This window comes from Lysinibacillus sp. NPDC097231 (assembly GCF_044761885.1).
Lineage (GTDB): Bacteria > Bacillota > Bacilli > Bacillales_A > Planococcaceae > Lysinibacillus.
Window position 1 is genome coordinate 1 of sequence record NZ_JBIWDH010000015.1, and the last position, 17,829, is coordinate 17,829.

Consider the following 17,829-nt stretch of genomic DNA (forward strand, 5'->3'; position numbering starts at 1 on the left):
AGCTTTTCGAGCGTTTTTTGATTTCTCTTGTAAAAATTCTTTAGGCGTTTTTTGGTTGTAACGGGCTTTTGTATGTGTGGCATCCACAATAATCGCTTGACTGTTAATAATTTTTTTCTCCAATGCGATCTCAACTGTTTTCCCAATGAGCATGTCTAATAAGCTTACGTCTTGGAGACGAAGCCGACGAAATTTTGTAAGCGAACTTGAATCAATGACTGGATCTTCTGGCGCCATATCCAAGAAATATTTGAATGACATATCATACTTTGAGCGCTCTACTAGGTCGACGTCTGATACATCATAAATTGCTTTTAATAATAAGTACTTAAACATACGAATTGGAGAAATGGCATTACGTCCATTGTCTAAACAATATTTTGTTTTTAACTCTTCTAAAATGAATGAAAAATCAACAAGTTCATTGATTTGACGAAGTATATTATCTTTTGGCACAACAATATCGTAGATCGCCATATATGGACTTAAATGAAGGGTTTCTTGATTTGAAATCATCGGGGGCACCACCTGCACATTAATTCTTTTATTATAAAGGAAAGCGTGACTAAAATAATAGTGTGATACATTGCGTTGTTTGGAGAAGCATCGCTCGACTCCTGCGGGAAAGCGAGACAGACGAGACCCCGCACGAAGCGAAGCGTAGGAGGAGGCTCGGCGCTCGCCCGCGGAAAGCGAGCGGAATGCTTCGGAAAACAACAGTAGAGTCACAGTGCCAAATGAAAAAAGCGAGGTATATTCAACGATTTACTCGTTAAATACCTCGCGATGTGAGAAGATATAGACTTTTTCAGTGCCCTCCTCTGATGACGAGGCTGTTTTTTTCAATTCACTCACTATTTGTAAGTGGATTTTGCTTAATGAGTTCCTTTTGCAATGCTTTTTTTTGCATCGTAGCATTTAAAATTCCGCCGAAGATCAAAATAATCCCTGTGAAATAAAGCCAAAGCATTAAAATAATAACTCCACCAATACTGCCATATGTAGCGGAATAATTTGCAAAATTACTTATATAAAAAGAGAAAGCATATGTTACAGCCAGCCAGGTAATAGTCGAAAACAACGCCCCTGGCCATACCATCATTAACCTTAAACGTGGATTTGTATTTGGAACAAATCTATATATTGTCATTAAGACTATAAAAATAAGTAGCGGTGGCATCGACCAGCGTAGTCTATGCCATATTACTTCAAACTGCTCTTCAACACCAGCAATCGAAAATAAGAAATGCCCAACCTGCTGCCCGAATATTGGTAATAGCAGCGCAACTGCAATAACTATGACAAATGCTATGGTGAAAACAAGGGATAATCCCCGATCTAGTATACTCGAGCTACTCTCAGTATCGTAGGCCTTATTTAAGGCTCTAATTAACGCATTAATTCCTTTTGAAGCTGACCATATGGTTCCAATCACCCCAAAAGATAATAAACTACTGTTACGAATTGTTAAAATTTCATTTAACGTATTTTCAATGAGCCTATACACCTCATCTGGCATAATATTCACTAAAATTGAATATACTTGCGTCGTCTCTAAATTCAGATATGGTAGTAATGTGACTAGGAAAATTAGTAGCGGGAAGAAAGATAGTAGAAAGAAATAAGCCAACTGCGCGGCAAGAGCTGATATATCTACTCGCTGTAAGCGTAGTAGTAAATCTTGCATAAAGCCCTTTGATGTCATCACATCTACAGTTTCTTCATCTGGTGAGACAAATGATTTAACCACACCAACTGCTGTATTTATCGGTGCTTTTTTCTTTTCCATTAAATCCCCTCCTAAATACAACAGCTATTCTTTATGGGGTAAAGAAAATGCTGATTTTGTATCATTAATCATGCCTTGTATTGCGGAAGGTAATTCTTTAAACTCATCAACTTTTTCAGCAATCGTGTTGACATTTTCTGATACACTTTCACAAAGTACTTTAGCCGCCAAAACTTTTTCTTCCACTAAAACTTGTAACTCCTCTCGATTAGATGCATAATACGATATTGCTTCCTTCATCTTTTTCGTTGTTGCTACCGTCTTTTCACGAGTAGTACGATCAAGCATACTCAACGCAGCACCAACTGCCGCACCTGCTACAACGGATGCTAATAATTTACTTTGGCCCATAGTAAAACCCCCTGCTTTATAAATATATTTTCCATTAATTTATCAATAAACAGCTTACTGCCCTTATTCTACCCAATAACAGTCTATTTTTAAAGCAATGCCCAAATACAGTGTTGACAATTTTTTTATTCAATGAAATGATATGTGCGAGGATTATGAAAGGTAGGTTTAAAGAAATGGATTTATCATTACCGTCAAAAGAAAACGTTATTTATATGGTCGACCAAATGAAAGAAAAGCTTCGCATGGTAAATGTTGATGCAATGAAATCGGAAAATTTTGATGAAGCAAATTATGAAGATTTAGTCTACTTATACGAAATGGTCATGAAGCGCGAAACATTTAGCCCAAGCGAGATGCAAGCAATCGTTGCTGAGTTGGGAGCATTACGTAAATAAGATTTTGTAAATAAAAAGCTATTAGCATGACATTAAAGCCTTTTGCTAATAGCTTTTTTCTATTTCGTATTTTTGGCAGCAGAGCCATCTTCAGTTACAAGTGGTTGAATTAATACTTCTACACGACGATTTTTCGCACGACCCTCAGCTGTATCATTCGGAGCAATAGCTCGGTTTTCGCCATAACCTTTAGCACTAAAGTTCTCAGACTTTAATTGAGAATTACTATTCAATAGAACCATATAGAATTTTGAAGCACGCATTAATGATAGCTCCAAGTTTGACGAGAAATTCGGCCCTACTGGGACATTATCTGTATGTCCTGTGATGACAATGTTTCTGGCTGGATCTGATACTAATACACCAGCAAGTTCTTTAGCTATCGGAATATATTCTTGTTTAATCTCTGCTTTCCCTGGATCGAACAAAATACTATCACGAATCGTTACAAGTAAACCTTCATCAGTCATCGCTGTTGCGAATTGACCTTCCATCTCATGGACAGCAATAAAATTGTCAACACTATCCTTAATTTCAGCTAACTCTCGCTGATCCTTTAAGTATGCTGAATTTTGTTGCGGTATTTGGTCACTATCTGCATTTGGACTTGGTACCGGTGCAGGCTGTTCTAAAAAGCTTGTACCCCCATCGAAAACCTGATTAAATACTGCTGACATTCTTTCTAGTTTTTCTTGATCTATCGAACTGGATGCAAATAATATGATAAACACAGCCAATAGCAGTGTTAAAATATCTGCATATGGTACCAACCAAGACTCATCAATATGCTCATCATGCTTTTTTTTCTTAGCTTTCTTTGCCAAGGCCGCCCGCCCCGCTTTCACCCGAAATTTGACGACGTTCTTCCATCGTTAAGTAAGAAGATAGTTTTTGTTCGATAACACGTGGAGCCTCCCCTTCTAAAACAGAAAGGATACCTTCAATCATCATTCTTTTTTGTTTAACTTCGACAGCTGATTTACGTTTTAGTTTATTAGCAAATGGATGCCATAAAACGTAACCAGTAAAAATACCTAATAATGTAGCCATGAAAGCAGCTGAAATAGCGTGCCCTAGCTTTTCTATATCATTCATATCTGCTAATGCGGCAATTAAACCTACTACCGCACCAAGTACCCCTAAAGTTGGGGCATATGTACCGGCTTGTGTAAAGATTGCAGAACCACTAGCATGACGGTCTTCCATTGCTTCTACTTCTTCTGTTAAGACATCACGAATATAATCCGCATTCTGACCATCAATTGCTAATGTAAGTCCATTTTTTAAAAATGGGTCTTCTATCTCTGAAGCTTTACTCTCAAGCGCTAAGAGACCTTCACGACGAGCCAAATCTGCCCATTGTGAAAACATCTTAATAATCTCGATATCATCTGCTAATTTTGTTTCTTTAAAAAGAATTTTAAATAGCTTTGGTACACGCTTTAACTCCTTCACAGGGAAGGCAATTGTTACTGCGGAAATCGTACCGAAGATGATAATTAAAATAGCTGCAGGGTTATAAAACGCAGTTAAGTTTACACCCTTTAGCACCATCCCTGTTAATAGTGCGAAAAACGCAATAATTAACCCTACAATCGACGATATATCCATTCTTGAACCTCCAAATCTCCTAATAATCTTAATTTCGTCTGTTTTTCCATATTTTTAAATATATAATATAGTATAAATGTATTTCATTAATTTTTCGATGGAATAAATGCTTTTTATTCACTTTTCAGCCATATTTGATTATATTGAATTAAGAATCATACACTAAATTGTCTTTATTTGAAGGGAGTTAAGAATTTGTTATTATCTTTCGACACAAAATTACTAAATTATGCCGAATTAGCTGTAAAAGTAGGAGTAAATATCCAAAAAGATCAATACCTCTATATGAGCTGTTCGACTGATAATTTAAAACTGGCTCAGATAATTAGTAAAATCGCCTATGAAAATGGTGCAAAACAGGTTTTTGTCGATTTATCTGATGATGTCCTTATTCGTACTCGCTATGAAAACGCCCCAAAAGACTCATTTGAGTTCTTCCCACCATGGAAGATCCAACAGCGCGAATGGCTAGCTGAACATGGAGCTGCCTTTTTAAGTATCATTTCTCAAAACCCTGATTTATTAAAAGGAATTGAGCATGAGAAGATTATGACTTTCCAAAAAGCATCTGGTAAGGCATTAGCTAATTTTCAAAGCTGGATGCAGGCAGATAAATTTAGCTGGACAGTTATTGCAGCCCCTTCTAAACCTTGGGCAGCAAAGGTATTTCCTAATTTGCCAGAGGATCAACAAATAGATGCTTTATGGGAAGCAATATTTGATGCTACACGTACAAACCTAGAAAATCCAGTAGAGGCTTGGACAGAGCATGATAAGCAACTACATAACAAAGCTGATTATTTAAATAACAAACAATATAAGGAGCTTCACTACACAGCTCCAGGCACAGATTTAACAATTGAATTACCAACAAAGCATCTATGGACAGGCGGAAGTAGCGTCAACGTACAAGGGCAAACATTTATGGCAAATATGCCGACTGAAGAAATCTTTACTGCACCTTTAAAAACAGGTGTAAATGGCTATGTATCAAGTACTAAGCCTTTAAGCTATGGCGGTAATATTATTGACAAATTTAAACTAACATTTAAAGATGGACGAATTGTTGATGTAGAAGCTGAACAAGGACAAGAAATATTAACCGCGCTTATTGCTACAGATGAAGGTGCGCATTATCTTGGTGAAATAGCATTAGTACCACACAAATCACCAATTTCACAATCTGGTTTACTATTTTACAATACATTATTCGACGAAAATGCCTCTAATCATTTAGCGATAGGAAACGCTTATGCTTTTTGTATCGAGGGTGGTAAGGACATGTCTTTAGACGAGTTACTTACGAATGGACTTAATCACAGCTTGATACATGTGGATTTTATGATTGGTTCAGAGCAAATGAATATAGATGGCATTACTATAGATGGTCAAATAGACCCGGTTTTCCGCAATGGTAATTGGGCAATTTAAGTAATTCATTCCTACTAATATTATTCTAGGTAAGGTATGTTATTGATGTCATAAATTATCCTTAGATTTTCCTAGTAACCTATTGTATAATTAAAACAGATAATATAGTAATTACTTGAGTAGAGAGGAGCTTTTATCGTGTTCTTGACGACTTTACTAGGTTTTTCAGCCGTTTTATTAATTTCTATGGGATTCTTCATCCACTATCTTCAAGTTGGATTAGATACTAAATCTTCTGTAACCGTAGATCCAAAACCAAAAGAAAAATTTTAATTTTATGAAAAACAGCTACTAAAAAACGTAGCTGTTTTTTGTTTATCTAGCGTTAAGTGTACAAGTCTCCCACTTTAAGATGTAAGTGAAGAATAACTGCCCGTATAGCCAGATTAGTGAGAACTGGTAATCAATGAAGAAAATTCCTCGCTAATTCAAGTTTCGCTATATTTTTAATTATTTCAATCTGCTAATTAATTTACTAAACTTTCTTATTTTTCGTAATAATCGCGTGATTATTGTCATTATTATTTGCATATTTAAAGTTTTCCTCTAAAATATTTTTGTAAGGAAGGGAGCAATTTTTCATGACAATGTTACAAGATATTCTAGAATTTAATAAAGATTTCGTTCAAGAAAAAAAATATGAGCCTTTTATTACAACAAAGTATCCTGATAAGCGAATCGTTGTATTATCTTGTATGGATACTCGCCTTGTAGAGCTATTACCTAAAGCTATGAATTTACGTAATGGCGACGTAAAAATTGTTAAAAGTGCTGGCGCATTAGTTAGTCACCCATTTGGTGCGATTATGCGTAGTTTACTTGTAGCTGTTTATGAACTACAAGCAGATGAGGTGTATGTTGTAGGACATTATGATTGCGGTATGAGTGCAGTTGATCCAGAAGCTATGCTAAGTAAAATGGTTGCTAGAGGAATTAGCCCTGAAACCATAAAAATGATGGAATATTCAGGTCTTGATTTAAAAGAATTTTTACGTGGCTTCGGTGACGTCGCGACAAGTGTAATGAAAAGTGTCGATACTATTCGTAATCACCCATTAATGGTGAAAGACGTACCTGTTCATGGCTTAGTAATTGATCCGAATACAGGTCGCTTAGATTTAATTGAAGACGGTAGAAAACACTAATTAACGATTATTTCGTTATTATCTAAATACAATAGAAAAGAAGTGTCTATCCGACTTAACTCGAAAGATAGACACTTCTTTTTATTGGTCCTCTAAACGTGCGTACATATAATGATCTACCCATTGACCATTAATATATAGCAGTTTTTTTAATAAACCTTCACGTTGGAATCCTGATTTTTCCAAAACTCGGATAGAAGCATTGTTTTCTGTTGAAACATAAGCCTCGACACGATGTAAACCTACTTGCTCGAATGCAAATCGCACAACCATATTAACAGCCTCTGTTACTATCCCTTTCCCTACATAAATTTCATCCATCGCATAGCCAACAAATGCACTGGAGTAAGGTAAGCGTTTGACAGCATAAAGAGCAATATGTCCAATTAGATTATTTGTACCTGGTTCAAAAATACCGAAAGAAAACTCTCGTTTGGAGTCCAATAAATATAGGCTTTCTTGAATTTTTTTATATTGAGCATCAATTGTATAATATTCGGGTCGTTGTAATGGTTCATATGTAGACCAAAAGTATTTGTTGCGGCTTACAAGATCAGTTAAACTTTGTACATCCTTTTCTTGAAATGTGCGAATGTAGCATTTTCCCCCTTGAATTGATACCACATTTCCACCCTTTTTCCTCAATAAATTCCAAATCTTAAGCACCATTTCTCCACACTAGCCTTCCAATAATTATCAGTACATATTAATATCGCTTCTTCTTTTCTTATTAATGGGAATACAATCCCCACTGATTGAAGTTTTATTTTATTGTATGTAAAAAAAGATGCTGCTACAACTAAAACAGCTCGTTTTGTTATCACAGCATCAATATCATTATTTAGTTTTTTTGTTTTTGCTTTTTCGGTTTCTCTTCTAACAATTCAAGGCTTGATGATTCAGCATCTTCTAAATGAGCCTTATCTAATACATTCGTTAAATGAAGACCACGTTTTTGAGCCTCACGTTCGATATGCGCAATTGTTTCTTGTAGTACCTGTACACGTGCATATTTTTTATCATTACCCGCTATTAAAACCCAAGGAGCACTTTTCTTATCTGTTTTCTCAAACATTTCATTTGCAGCTTCAATATACTCAGGTGCTTTTTCACGATTACGCCAATCTTCATCTGTTAGCTTCCAAGATTTATAAGGATCATTCTCACGTTCATTAAAACGTTTAAGTTGCTCCTCATCCGAGACATGAAGCCAAAACTTAATGACAATGTAGTCCCCTGCAGTTAAAATCTTTTCAAAGTTATTTATTTCTTCGTATGCACGAGTCCACTCTTCTTTTGTTGCGAATCCTTCAATACGCTCCACTAATACACGGCCATACCATGAGCGATCGAAAATAGCGATTTGACCATGCTGTGGTAGCTTTCTCCAAAAACGTTGTAAATAATTATATCGGAGTTCATGAGGCTGGGGTGCCGAAATAGGGTGTACGACATAGCCACGTGGATCAACACGTTCAATTAGTCGTTTGATGGCACCTCCCTTACCTGCAGCATCCATTCCCTCAAATACTAGTATGAGCCCAATTTTGTTGTTTAATAAAAACTGTTGGGCATTTAACATTTCATATTGGAGTACTTTTAACTTCTTTTTATACATTTTTTTATCTAATTCAATTGCTAAATCTAGATCTTTTAAATTTTGAGTCATTCAATTTCCACTCCTTATATTTGTATATTTTTTATTGTACTAAAGAAATATTTGGATGCCTATACAAATGGTAAATTGTAGATAATTCAAGGAAACAACACAATACATTGCTGACAATTTCCGCTATAATGAAAATGTAATGTTACAGTCCTATACTTATTTGTCTTTTCCCTATACAATTTAACACGAAGGGAGAGGAAAGCATGCCTCGATTTATTTTGATGACAATTAGTTATTTTGTCTCACTCATCCTAACCTTTTCATCCTATTTCATGAATATAAACGGTCAATCTTCGTTAGAAATCTCAAATCGTTTTCCTGTTGTATTTGCACCTGTTGATGTTAGTCATGTAATTTGGATAGTGATTTTCATATTACTTGGTTATTGGTTAGTTATGAATTTAAAAAAGACATCTATTAAACAGACTGTTCTCTTTAGTAGCATATGTATAATACAGGCATTAGCAATTTTCACATGGCATCATGAACTATATATTGTATCACTTGGCAGTACGCTAATTTTAGTGTTGTATTTGTTTCTGTTGTACAATACGTACCCACTTAACAACAATTCACTGTCTGGTCGCACCCCCTTCTCGATTTACTTCGCATGGGTTACATTTATGTTGATGACAAACACAAGCTTTACGCTAACCTCTTATGAATGGAACGGTTTTGGCCTTAGTAATCCACTTTGGGCAGTAATTTTACTGACAATTGGAGTAGCGATTGCGCTACATATTCGATTCCATCATTTTGATATCATGTATCCAAGTGTATTTATTTGGTGTTATATCGGGATTGCATTACATAATGGTTTTGATGAGCTACTGGTGACAACAGCCGCGTTGTTTTTATGCGGTGTACTACTTGTCGGAATACTATTTATCAAAAAAAATCCTGCCTACCAAAAATAATTGGTTAGCAGGATTTTTAAGTTATTATTGCTCATCTAATGAAGTTAAAATAATTGGTTTGTCTTTTGTAACGATAACTGAATGCTCGATTTGGGCTACTAATGACTTGTCTGGTGTAACAAATGTCCAACCATCACCAGCTTCAACAATATGCTCTGCTTCCGCTGAGATGAAAGGCTCAACTGCAAGCACCATGCCTTCTTTCATTATTGTAGAATCCCATGCATCATAATAGTTTAAAATATGATTTGGCTCATCATGTAGTGAACGACCTAAACCATGACCTGTTAAGTTCATAATTACTGTTAAATCATTGGCATATGCTTCACGCTCGACAGCTTTTCCGATTTGGTTTAATTTTGATCCAGCTTTCACTTTTGTCATCGCACGGTCAAAGGCACTTTTAGCTACACGACATAATTTTTCTTTATCTTCATAACCTTCACCAACCACAAATGAAATGCCCGTATCTGCAAAGTAGCCATTTAAGGAACCAGATACATCAATGTTCACGATGTCTCCCTCTTTAATAACACGTTTTCCTGGAATACCATGAGCTACTTCTTCGTTAACACTAATACATGTGTATCCTGGGAAGTCATATTCTCCTTTAGGACCAGAAATTGCTCCTGCTTCAGCAAACATACGACCAGCAATTTCATCGAGCTCAAGTGTTGTCACACCAGGTTTTGTAGCAGCCTTCATTGCTTCACGGATTTCAGCACAAATACGGCCGATTTTTTTAAAGGCTTCAATCTCTTCTTGCGTTTTTACAATCATTTTTAACGTTCCTTTCATCTTATATCTACTCTTTAATATAACATAACTTTCTATGCGTATAACGCTAAACGCTTTAAATATTGTATGCCAGCTTAAATTATAAAGTGCTGAAAACAGGCTCATCATCAAAGGTCGGGGATGACATTTGTTAAAACGTATGTCATTTATATAAGTTGACTTCCGTTGCGACTGAGCGGCTCATCGGATCGGAAATCCCCTCCATGTCATGATGATAAGCTAAATAATAAAAACCCTCCACTCATGTGAAGGGTAAAATATTTATGATTTTCGTTGCATTAATTGAGGTGCTGCTGTAAATAGCAGCACACCGACGATTGCTGTTAAGACTGTTGCTGGTAGCATATATGTTCCATTATAGATAATTGAATAAATCCAAGCATTTTGATCGCCAGCATACTCTGAGAAAAATACTGCGCCAGCAATCGTATGTGCTGCATAACGTAAAAACCCTGCTAATACTGTTCCTAGAATAATATACAGCGCCATTTTCGTTTTGTTTAGATTTTTTGCAGCTTCAAGCACTGGTTGACGTACAATTGCAGCCAAACCAACTACTGTGAAGGCAACTCCATAATCGAGTAAGCCTTGAAACCAATGTACAATGTAGGCACCAAACATTGTTTGCATTACACCGATAAGTAAGCCTGTTGTCAAACCAGGTAGAAGACCCCAACGAAAAGCTATTAAAATTATTGGTACCATCACTAGACTAACCGAGCCACCTTGTGCCCATACTTTAAAGGAAACCTGATCAAGCACAAGGCCAATCGCTGCGAATATCGCAATCTCCACAAGCATTAAAAGTCTTTTTTTGTCCATATTATTCTCTCCTTTGTTCCGATGTAGGATACAAGAGCAGGAATAGAAAAGCGCTGATATGTCTCTTTCTGACATCAATTGTTCATTCCCTGAAGAATGAAAAAACGATGCCAGGACAGAGCCTCACATCGTAAAAGTGTCAGTTTCTATCCACATCCCTACGCAAGTGTTAACTTACAGGTTCAAAGAGTCGAGGCATTACGTGCCAAGTCTCAGCCGACATCATCAGCTCCCCTTGTGGTCGTTACATCTTAATTTTATTTGAACAACCTCATTGTACGCAAACACTTTCATGATTACAACCTTTTCACATTTAATTTTTGAAACTTTACTGTTTTTCATGCGTAAATATTAAAAAAGGAGGTACAACTATGGAGAACCAAAAAATTTTATCTGCATTTAGTTATCTCAGTGTTTTTTTTGCACCCTTTATTGTGCCATTAATTGTTTACTTTGTTTCAAAAGATAGTGACGTAAAGAGACACTCTATTCGAGCACTTATATCTCATTTAATCCCATTCGTGTTTGGAATTATCTTCTTTGCCGTCTTTGTCTTCTCAACCGTATCATTTAACACTTACGACCCATATTCTTCTGGTAGCAATACATTTATGATCGTTTGGTTAGCATCATTTGTCATTTATTTACTCGTTTCTCTAGGAATCGTTATTTGGAATATAATTCAGGCCGTTCGTGTTATCCGATAAGGTTATCAATTAATTCCGTGACATCCACGGGAGGCTTTAGGCCAATAGATGTTTTTTGTCGAGAGCGTAGTTCTAACGCAGCAGCAGCAAAATGGTTTTGTCTGTGCGAAAGCGTAGCGACAGCAACAACATGAAGTTGGTCACTCAGTCGTTGCCACAGGACGTAGCGTTCTTAGACTAAGTTCTACTATTTCAACAGATGTTTGGATACCCGCTGAAAGAAGTAAAACAGGAGAACTATTAGTAAAAGGAGCTGTTATTTTTTGAAAGTATCTAACGTTGTCAAAACCGCGGTAAAGTTAGCACCTATCGTTATTCCAATTGTAAAGAAAGTAATAGCTGCTAAAAAAGGAACAACTCCCAACGTAATTCCACGTAAAAAATAAAGGTACACTTCAATCAGTAGTGCTTTATCACTTACATTTTTTTGTGGGAGTCTTGTACCTGACACTTTGCTTTCGGTACAGAAAAATTACTACCTGTTTATGTAGGATAAAAAAGGCGTACCTCGCTTTATTAAGGGAGGTACGCCTTTTTACCTTACTTTACTTCAAAATATGTTTGACTATGACCATTCATTGTTTTTTCGACATGCAACACTGCGGGCATTGTAGCTTTTAACTCTGAAACGTGTGATATGACACCAATCATGCGTCCAGAGTCCTGTAAATCAATGAGAGTATCGATCGCCTTATTTAATGCTTCTTCATCGAGAGAACCGAAGCCTTCGTCGATAAACATTGTTTCAATGTGGATATTCCCCTGAAAGCTTTGTATCACATCTGCCATACCAAGAGCAAGACTCAAGGATGCATTGAACTTTTCTCCACCCGATAATGTTTTCACATCGCGTAATTGATCTGTATAGGCGTCATAAACATCAAGTCCGAGACCACTTTGCTTGGCATGCTTTTCTAATCGATCGGAACGGCGAAGCTCAAATTGTCCATTAGATAAATGGTGTAAACGCACATTAGCCGCCTCTGTAATTTTATCTAAATAATTGATTTGAATATATCGCTCAAAGGACAGCTTTTTCATGTTCTGACCATTTAGCATTGCATAGAGCTCCTTAACTTTTCCTGCTTCTTTTTCAAGTAAACGAATCTCTTGTGCTGTTTCTTCAATTCTTACAACAAAATCTTCGCAAACTTTTGCAAATCCTTTCATTTGCTGCAATACTTTAAAAGCTTCCTCATATGCTATACGATGCATCTCTAACTTTTCTTCCATTAACATTAAATCTTGTTTCTCTTTCCCTTGAAGATGCTTCTCCCCTTCAGCAATTTGAATCCGCAATGTGTGTATTTGTAAAGTATAATCACTGCAAGCCTTCCGTAAAGCCTCTAATTGCAGTACATTACGCTTTGCAGCAGCAAATTCTTCATAGTTTTCAAAGCCTGCTTCCTGCATGCTTTCTGAAAATAGCTCGCGCTTTTCATCCATTTTCAGCTTCAATTCTTCGAAAGCCTGCTTAGCTATTTCCAAGGCCATTCTAGCATTATTCGCTGCTTCTTTAGAAGATTGCAAGTTTTGTTGGCTGGCATGCCATGCAACTTGTAATGCAGCCTTTTGTGAAGCTATATCAGCAGTCGCTTGCTTTAATGCTTGTAACGTTTTAACATTTTCTGGAATATGCTTTTGTTGTTCTTCTACAATTGCCTGTTGTTTTGTAAATTCCTTCGCTTGGTCAGCAAAATATTGCTCTAGTTTTATTTGTTTTTCTTGCAGTTGCTCCATACTTGCACGTTGATGTTTCTGTTTCATGCGTACATCAGCTAATTGATGATTCACTACTTTTAAAATCACAATTTGTTGCTCTACATATTGTAAGGAAGCTACGATTTGCGCTTGATTCGTTTGATCGATATCATTAGCCTCCAACTGTCCCAGTGCCTCTTGTAGAAGTTGCTTCGTAGAATTCAATAATGCTTCTTTCTCCAAAAACTTACGTTCATCAGTAGCCGCTTTTGCTCGTAAAGCTTCCACTTGTGCTAGTTCAATAATCTCTAATTGCTCTAAATGTGTTTCAAAATGCGTTGTACTACCACAAACTGGACAAGGCTCCCCATCCTTAAGCTGCTGTGCTAAAATACTTGCCTGGCTAGTAATCCATTGCTGCTCTAGCTTTTGAAGAGTCTGCTTACTTTCTTGGTTATGGACGTTAGCAGTAAATACATCACGCTCTACTGTCTCAACTGCTCTAGTGTATTTTTCAACTTGCGTTAGTAATGATACCTGCTCTTTTAGCTTCGGTAGCTGTTCTAAATAACCCTCATAGGGCTCTATTTGCTTTTCATATTGCTCAATTGTTTTTGTTAGTTGCTGTAATTGGCTTTGTTCTTTATCTAGTAGTGTAAGATTATCTCCTACTGCTCGTTTTGCTGTTACGACGTATTGTTCAGCAATTTGCATTTGCTGAAGATTATTTTCGTATGCTTCAAATTTCGGTAATAATGCTTGGAGCTGTATTTCTTGCTGTAGAATTTGCTGACGTTCAGGCTCTTTCGCCTCTTCAACGTTAAATTTCTCTTGTGCTACTATTAGCTGAGTTTCCGCATTTTGCTGCTCCATCATCGCTCGCTGATAGGATTGTTCTTTCCGATTTTGCTCGTTTCGTAAATCGATGCATTGTTGCTCAAGTAATACTAAGCGTTCTGCTTGCTCGGCCAATGCAATCTCACGTTCTTTTGCTGTGTATATATCCTGCTCTTGTAGCAAAGCTTGCAGCTGGTTTTGACGATTAGTCTGTTCATCAAATTGCTCATTAAGTGTTTTTGCCATACTGTAAATTTCTTGTTCTTTTTGATGATATGAGTAAGCTTCTTCATAGCGTTGCTGTTCTAATTGAATACATTCAGTATAGTAGGTATGCTCTTCTTCCAGTGCATTCTTTAGTTGATGCATATTTTCGGTATTGTTATTAATACAAGTAAATAAAGACGATTCACGCTGTGGTAAAGCCCCTGCAATCTGACCAAGAAGATGCTCCTTTAATTGTTTAGCACGCATTAAATCACTTTCCGCATCTTTCCGTTTGGCATCAAGCTTTTTTGTCATAGCCCCAAAGCGATCTGTTTTAAAAATCTTGCGTAAAATAACTTCTTTATTTGTAGAATCAGAGGTTAATAGCTTGCGAAACTCACCTTGTGGTAGCATGACGATTTGGCTAAATTGATCCTTTGTTAAACCTATTATTTCCTGCAGCTTTTTATCTACCTCAAGTGTTTGCTGCTTTTCTACAATACTAAAATCAAGTTTGCCTTCTTTAATTTCAGCCAGTTCAATTTTCTTACCAGTAACACTTTTATTTTTTGCTTTAATATGACCTGGCTGACGTACAATATGATAAGCCTTACCATGCATTTCAAAAACAAGTTCTACCGCAGTGTACACATCATCATCTGCAAACCCGCTTCGTAGCATAGCCGTATCCTGGCGATCCTCACCGCTACCCGATCCGTAAAGTGCATAACAAATAGCATCAAAAATGGTCGTTTTCCCAGCACCTGTTTTTCCGGAAATTGCAAATAAACGATGGTCACCGAGCTGTTGAAAATCAATTACTTCCGTATTTTTATATGGACCGAATGCAGTAATTGTTAACTTTAATGGCTTCATTTTACCGTCTCTCGCTCCTCATCCAATAATTCCTGAAGCATCTCTGTAAATAGACGCTCTGTATCTTGATCTGGCTGTACACCAATTATATCTGTAAAAAATGAACGGAATAAATCAATGTCTTCTACCTTCTCCGTCTCAATCGCTTGAATTTCATGTGGTATTTCTTGGCGCAGTGCTTTACGCTCGACATGCATCGCATGAGGAAACACCGTACGAATACGTTCCATCGGCGAAGCCACTGGCGTCGTATCTGTTAAGCGGACAAATACATAATCATCACTTGATGGTAATTTTAATAAATCATCCATCATGCCCTCCACCACACGCAAATCTCGTCTCGGAATAAGCTTCCGCTTAGTAACAGCGATATCTCCCTGTGCGTCTAGCTCAACTATTAAAAAGCCCTTCTCATGTAAATGCTCCGACAATGAATACTTCAATGGAGAGCCAGCATATCGAATCGTTTCATTCAACACAAAATGCGCTTTATGTAAATGCCCTAGTGCTGTGTAGTTAAAAGGCTTAAATAACGCTGCGTCTATACAATCCGAGCCTCCTATTGATAGAGGACGTTCTGAATCACTAGTATTCGCTTCCTCTTCACCATACTTTGTCACAAAGGCATGTCCAACAAATACATTACGTTTTGTTGGATCTATATTTTGCGCAATATGATCGATAATTTTTTGCATCGCATCTTGATGAGATCGAATGGAGTCATCCTCTAAAATAGTCCGTACAGATGCCGGTTCTGCAAATGGTACAAGATGAAAATGCACTTCTCCATAGTCATCATGTAAAACAATTGGGGCATGATCTTTCGTAAATTGACCTTTAATATGTAATCCACTATCACGCATTAAGCTACTGCCAAAACTTAATCTGCCTGCACTATCGTGATTCCCGGCAACTGCTAACACAGGAATTTTTTTATCAAGTACAATCTCCGCTAAAATATCATTTAGTAAATTAACTGCCTCTATAGGGGGCATTGAACGGTCATATAAATCACCTGCTATAATGACAGCATCAGGTTTTTCCTCATCAATGGCTAGCTTAAATTGCTGCAAAATATAGTGTTGATCCTCTGTCATGTATACGCCTTGTACCAGCTTTCCTAAATGCCAATCTGCTGTATGAAATATTTTCATTCTTTGCGCCTCCTGTCTATTATCATTTTATCATGGCTGATAGATGAATGTTTTTCCTTTTATTAGGTTTAAATTATGGTTCTTCATCAAAGTGTGGTGAGGCAATTATTTCGTTCTATCCGTCACTTTGGTGGTTCTATCCTTCATTTCGATGATTCTATCCGTCATTCCTATTGTTCTATCCTTCATTTTTATGATTCTATCCGTCACATCGATCTTTCTCGCTATATGAAAAAAGAGCATCACTAATCTCGATGCTCTTTTTATCGTTAAATCTAATCAATTATACCTCGGCATAATTGCGTCCGAAATCGGCTTTGTGCTTAGACATGCAGATGTTTTTTGTGCGAAAGCGTAGCGTTAGCAAAATGGTTTTGTCTGTTCGAAAGCGTAGCGACAGCAACAACACGATGACTCAGCCGTTTTCACAGGACATGGTGTTCTTAGCCTGAGTTCCTCTATTTCAGCGGGTGTCCAAACACCTGCTGAAAGATGTTAAATAGCTCTTGCCTTTTCTATAAACGCAGCATAACCTTTGAAGCCTTGAATAACGCGTGCAGTGGGGCTAGGCTTTTCTTTTTCTGCCTGTCGTTTCTGCTCAGCATTCCCTTGTTTTGCTAAAATCTGCTCAAATGACATCGGATTAGGCTTCGGCAATTCGTTTGACGAAATTGCTAAAGCATTACTTCCACTATATTCATGTAAAAATGCGTTTGCCATTTGACGATAGCCTTCAAAATTCGGGTGTACATCAAAGGGATTAGGCAAAAAGTTTGTCGCGTTTATGCTAAAAGCATCGTAGACGTCCACATAAGATGCACCAGCATACTCTGCTTGTTGCTGTAAAATCATATTTAACTTTATAAGCTGTGTATTTGTTCCTTCTTTTTGCGAAGCGTGTACATTTGGATAAGCAAAATAATAGCCCATCACATAGACTTTTGCTTTGGGTGCCCGTACTTTCAACTCTTCTAAAATTTCCACCATATTTTTTCTGGCTACATTTAATGCATAATCCGTTTGTAGCTGGGAAAAGGTTAAAGTACCGGCAGTTGGATTGACATGCACAAGGCGTAGTAAATCATTAGCACCTGCCGAAATTGTAATAAGTGTGGCATCAGCTAATAAGTCACTTACTTCCTCTGACTTTACCCGTTTCAAGACATCAGCCGTTGTAAAGCCTGGGAAAGCAAGCTCCTTCGTATAAAAACTTAATAGCCTAGTACTTTCCAATCTTAAGGCAATCAAATCACTATAGCCTGCATCAATCTGTTGATAAGGTGTTTGACCAGCTGCCAAGGAATCTCCGATAGCTACATAGTTTTCCGTCTGAGCAAAAGCAGATGAAACAGCAATTGTCATTGTAAGCACGGCTGTAACTATTAAGCTCAATATTCGTTTCATCTGTTCACCCCA

General features: G+C 37.1%; 19 protein-coding genes and 1 riboswitch. Of the genes, 7 read left to right on the plus strand and 12 right to left on the minus strand.

The annotated features are described in order from the left end of the window. The 3 genes from ACIQXF_RS10725 to ACIQXF_RS10735 all read right to left on the minus strand — a co-directional run. Positions 1-516 (minus strand): transposase (locus tag ACIQXF_RS10725; protein WP_402782662.1); only part of this gene is annotated, 516 nt, incomplete at its 3' end. Positions 517-847: 331 nt separating this feature from the next. After that, the gene (locus ACIQXF_RS10730; protein WP_402782664.1) at positions 848-1,789 is read right to left on the minus strand and encodes a YihY/virulence factor BrkB family protein; all 942 of its coding nucleotides are present in this window, start codon (positions 1,787-1,789) and stop codon (positions 848-850) included. 24 nt (positions 1,790-1,813) lie between these two features. Then, positions 1,814-2,140, minus strand: coding sequence for a YtxH domain-containing protein (locus tag ACIQXF_RS10735; RefSeq protein ID WP_402782666.1), 327 nt, complete (start codon positions 2,138-2,140; stop codon positions 1,814-1,816). 176 nt (positions 2,141-2,316) lie between these two features. Here ACIQXF_RS10735 and ACIQXF_RS10740 point away from each other — a divergent pair, with 176 nt between their 5' ends. Next, the gene (locus ACIQXF_RS10740; protein ID WP_402782820.1) at positions 2,317-2,538 is read left to right on the plus strand and encodes a DUF1128 domain-containing protein; all 222 of its coding nucleotides are present in this window, start codon (positions 2,317-2,319) and stop codon (positions 2,536-2,538) included. Positions 2,539-2,597: 59 nt separating this feature from the next. Here the strand turns inward: ACIQXF_RS10740 and motB are convergent, their stop codons facing one another. Both motB and motA read right to left on the minus strand, forming a co-directional pair. After that, complete coding sequence (gene motB, locus ACIQXF_RS10745; protein WP_402782668.1) at positions 2,598-3,362, minus strand: flagellar motor protein MotB; 765 nt, start codon at positions 3,360-3,362, stop codon at positions 2,598-2,600. Then, entirely contained in the window at positions 3,346-4,149 is an 804-nt protein-coding gene (motA, locus tag ACIQXF_RS10750) for a flagellar motor stator protein MotA (RefSeq protein ID WP_402782670.1), read from the minus strand. Before motA ends, motB begins: the two co-directional genes overlap by 17 nt. A 195-nt stretch (positions 4,150-4,344) precedes the next feature. On the opposite strand from motA, the gene ACIQXF_RS10755 reads away from it, so the two are divergent. The 3 genes from ACIQXF_RS10755 (at position 4,345) to ACIQXF_RS10765 (ending at position 6,725) form a co-directional block, all read left to right on the plus strand. After that, entirely contained in the window at positions 4,345-5,580 is a 1,236-nt protein-coding gene (locus ACIQXF_RS10755) for an aminopeptidase (protein WP_402782672.1), read from the plus strand. A 138-nt stretch (positions 5,581-5,718) separates the two neighbouring features. Beyond that, on the plus strand, positions 5,719-5,853 hold the full coding sequence (locus ACIQXF_RS10760; RefSeq protein ID WP_402782674.1) for a hypothetical protein: 135 nt from the start codon (positions 5,719-5,721) through the stop codon (positions 5,851-5,853). Positions 5,854-6,161: 308 nt separating this feature from the next. Further along, entirely contained in the window at positions 6,162-6,725 is a 564-nt protein-coding gene (locus ACIQXF_RS10765; protein ID WP_402782676.1) for a beta-class carbonic anhydrase, read from the plus strand. A gap of 81 nt (positions 6,726-6,806) precedes the next feature. Here the strand turns inward: ACIQXF_RS10765 and ACIQXF_RS10770 are convergent, their stop codons facing one another. Continuing rightward, positions 6,807-7,394 (minus strand): GNAT family N-acetyltransferase, encoded by a 588-nt coding sequence (locus ACIQXF_RS10770; RefSeq protein ID WP_402782678.1) that lies wholly within the window; start codon positions 7,392-7,394, stop codon positions 6,807-6,809. A gap of 172 nt (positions 7,395-7,566) precedes the next feature. After that, positions 7,567-8,394, minus strand: a complete 828-nt coding sequence (locus tag ACIQXF_RS10775) for a polyphosphate kinase 2 family protein (protein ID WP_402782680.1) — start codon at positions 8,392-8,394, stop codon at positions 7,567-7,569. A gap of 203 nt (positions 8,395-8,597) precedes the next feature. Between ACIQXF_RS10775 and ACIQXF_RS10780 the strand changes: the two genes are divergently transcribed. After that, positions 8,598-9,311 (plus strand): hypothetical protein, encoded by a 714-nt coding sequence (locus ACIQXF_RS10780; RefSeq protein ID WP_402782681.1) that lies wholly within the window; start codon positions 8,598-8,600, stop codon positions 9,309-9,311. Between the two features lie 24 nt (positions 9,312-9,335). On the opposite strand, the gene map is transcribed toward ACIQXF_RS10780, so the two are convergent. Both map and thiT read right to left on the minus strand, forming a co-directional pair. After that, positions 9,336-10,091: a type I methionyl aminopeptidase gene (gene map / locus ACIQXF_RS10785; RefSeq protein ID WP_402782821.1), complete on the minus strand. Its 756-nt coding sequence runs from the start codon at positions 10,089-10,091 to the stop codon at positions 9,336-9,338. Positions 10,092-10,370: 279 nt separating this feature from the next. Next, positions 10,371-10,931 (minus strand): energy-coupled thiamine transporter ThiT, encoded by a 561-nt coding sequence (gene thiT / locus ACIQXF_RS10790; protein WP_402782683.1) that lies wholly within the window; start codon positions 10,929-10,931, stop codon positions 10,371-10,373. A 138-nt stretch (positions 10,932-11,069) separates the two neighbouring features. Then, a riboswitch (TPP riboswitch) is annotated at positions 11,070-11,177 on the minus strand. 125 nt (positions 11,178-11,302) lie between these two features. Between thiT and ACIQXF_RS10795 the strand changes: the two genes are divergently transcribed. Together ACIQXF_RS10795 and ACIQXF_RS10800 are read left to right on the plus strand one after the other, a co-directional pair. Further along, the gene (locus ACIQXF_RS10795) at positions 11,303-11,638 is read left to right on the plus strand and encodes a magnetosome magnetite crystal formation protein family (protein ID WP_402782685.1); all 336 of its coding nucleotides are present in this window, start codon (positions 11,303-11,305) and stop codon (positions 11,636-11,638) included. Positions 11,639-11,901: 263 nt separating this feature from the next. Further along, on the plus strand, positions 11,902-12,024 hold the full coding sequence (locus ACIQXF_RS10800; RefSeq protein WP_402782687.1) for a hypothetical protein: 123 nt from the start codon (positions 11,902-11,904) through the stop codon (positions 12,022-12,024). Between the two features lie 154 nt (positions 12,025-12,178). On the opposite strand, the gene ACIQXF_RS10805 is transcribed toward ACIQXF_RS10800, so the two are convergent. From ACIQXF_RS10805 to ACIQXF_RS10815, 3 genes are all read right to left on the minus strand, one after another. Further along, positions 12,179-15,259: an AAA family ATPase gene (locus ACIQXF_RS10805; RefSeq protein ID WP_402782689.1), complete on the minus strand. Its 3,081-nt coding sequence runs from the start codon at positions 15,257-15,259 to the stop codon at positions 12,179-12,181. Continuing rightward, positions 15,256-16,413: an exonuclease SbcCD subunit D gene (locus tag ACIQXF_RS10810; RefSeq protein ID WP_402782691.1), complete on the minus strand. Its 1,158-nt coding sequence runs from the start codon at positions 16,411-16,413 to the stop codon at positions 15,256-15,258. The genes ACIQXF_RS10805 and ACIQXF_RS10810 overlap by 4 nt, the downstream gene beginning before the upstream one ends. 495 nt (positions 16,414-16,908) lie before the next feature. Continuing rightward, complete coding sequence (locus tag ACIQXF_RS10815) at positions 16,909-17,817, minus strand: SGNH/GDSL hydrolase family protein (protein WP_402782693.1); 909 nt, start codon at positions 17,815-17,817, stop codon at positions 16,909-16,911. Between the last annotated feature and the right edge of the window lie 12 nt (positions 17,818-17,829).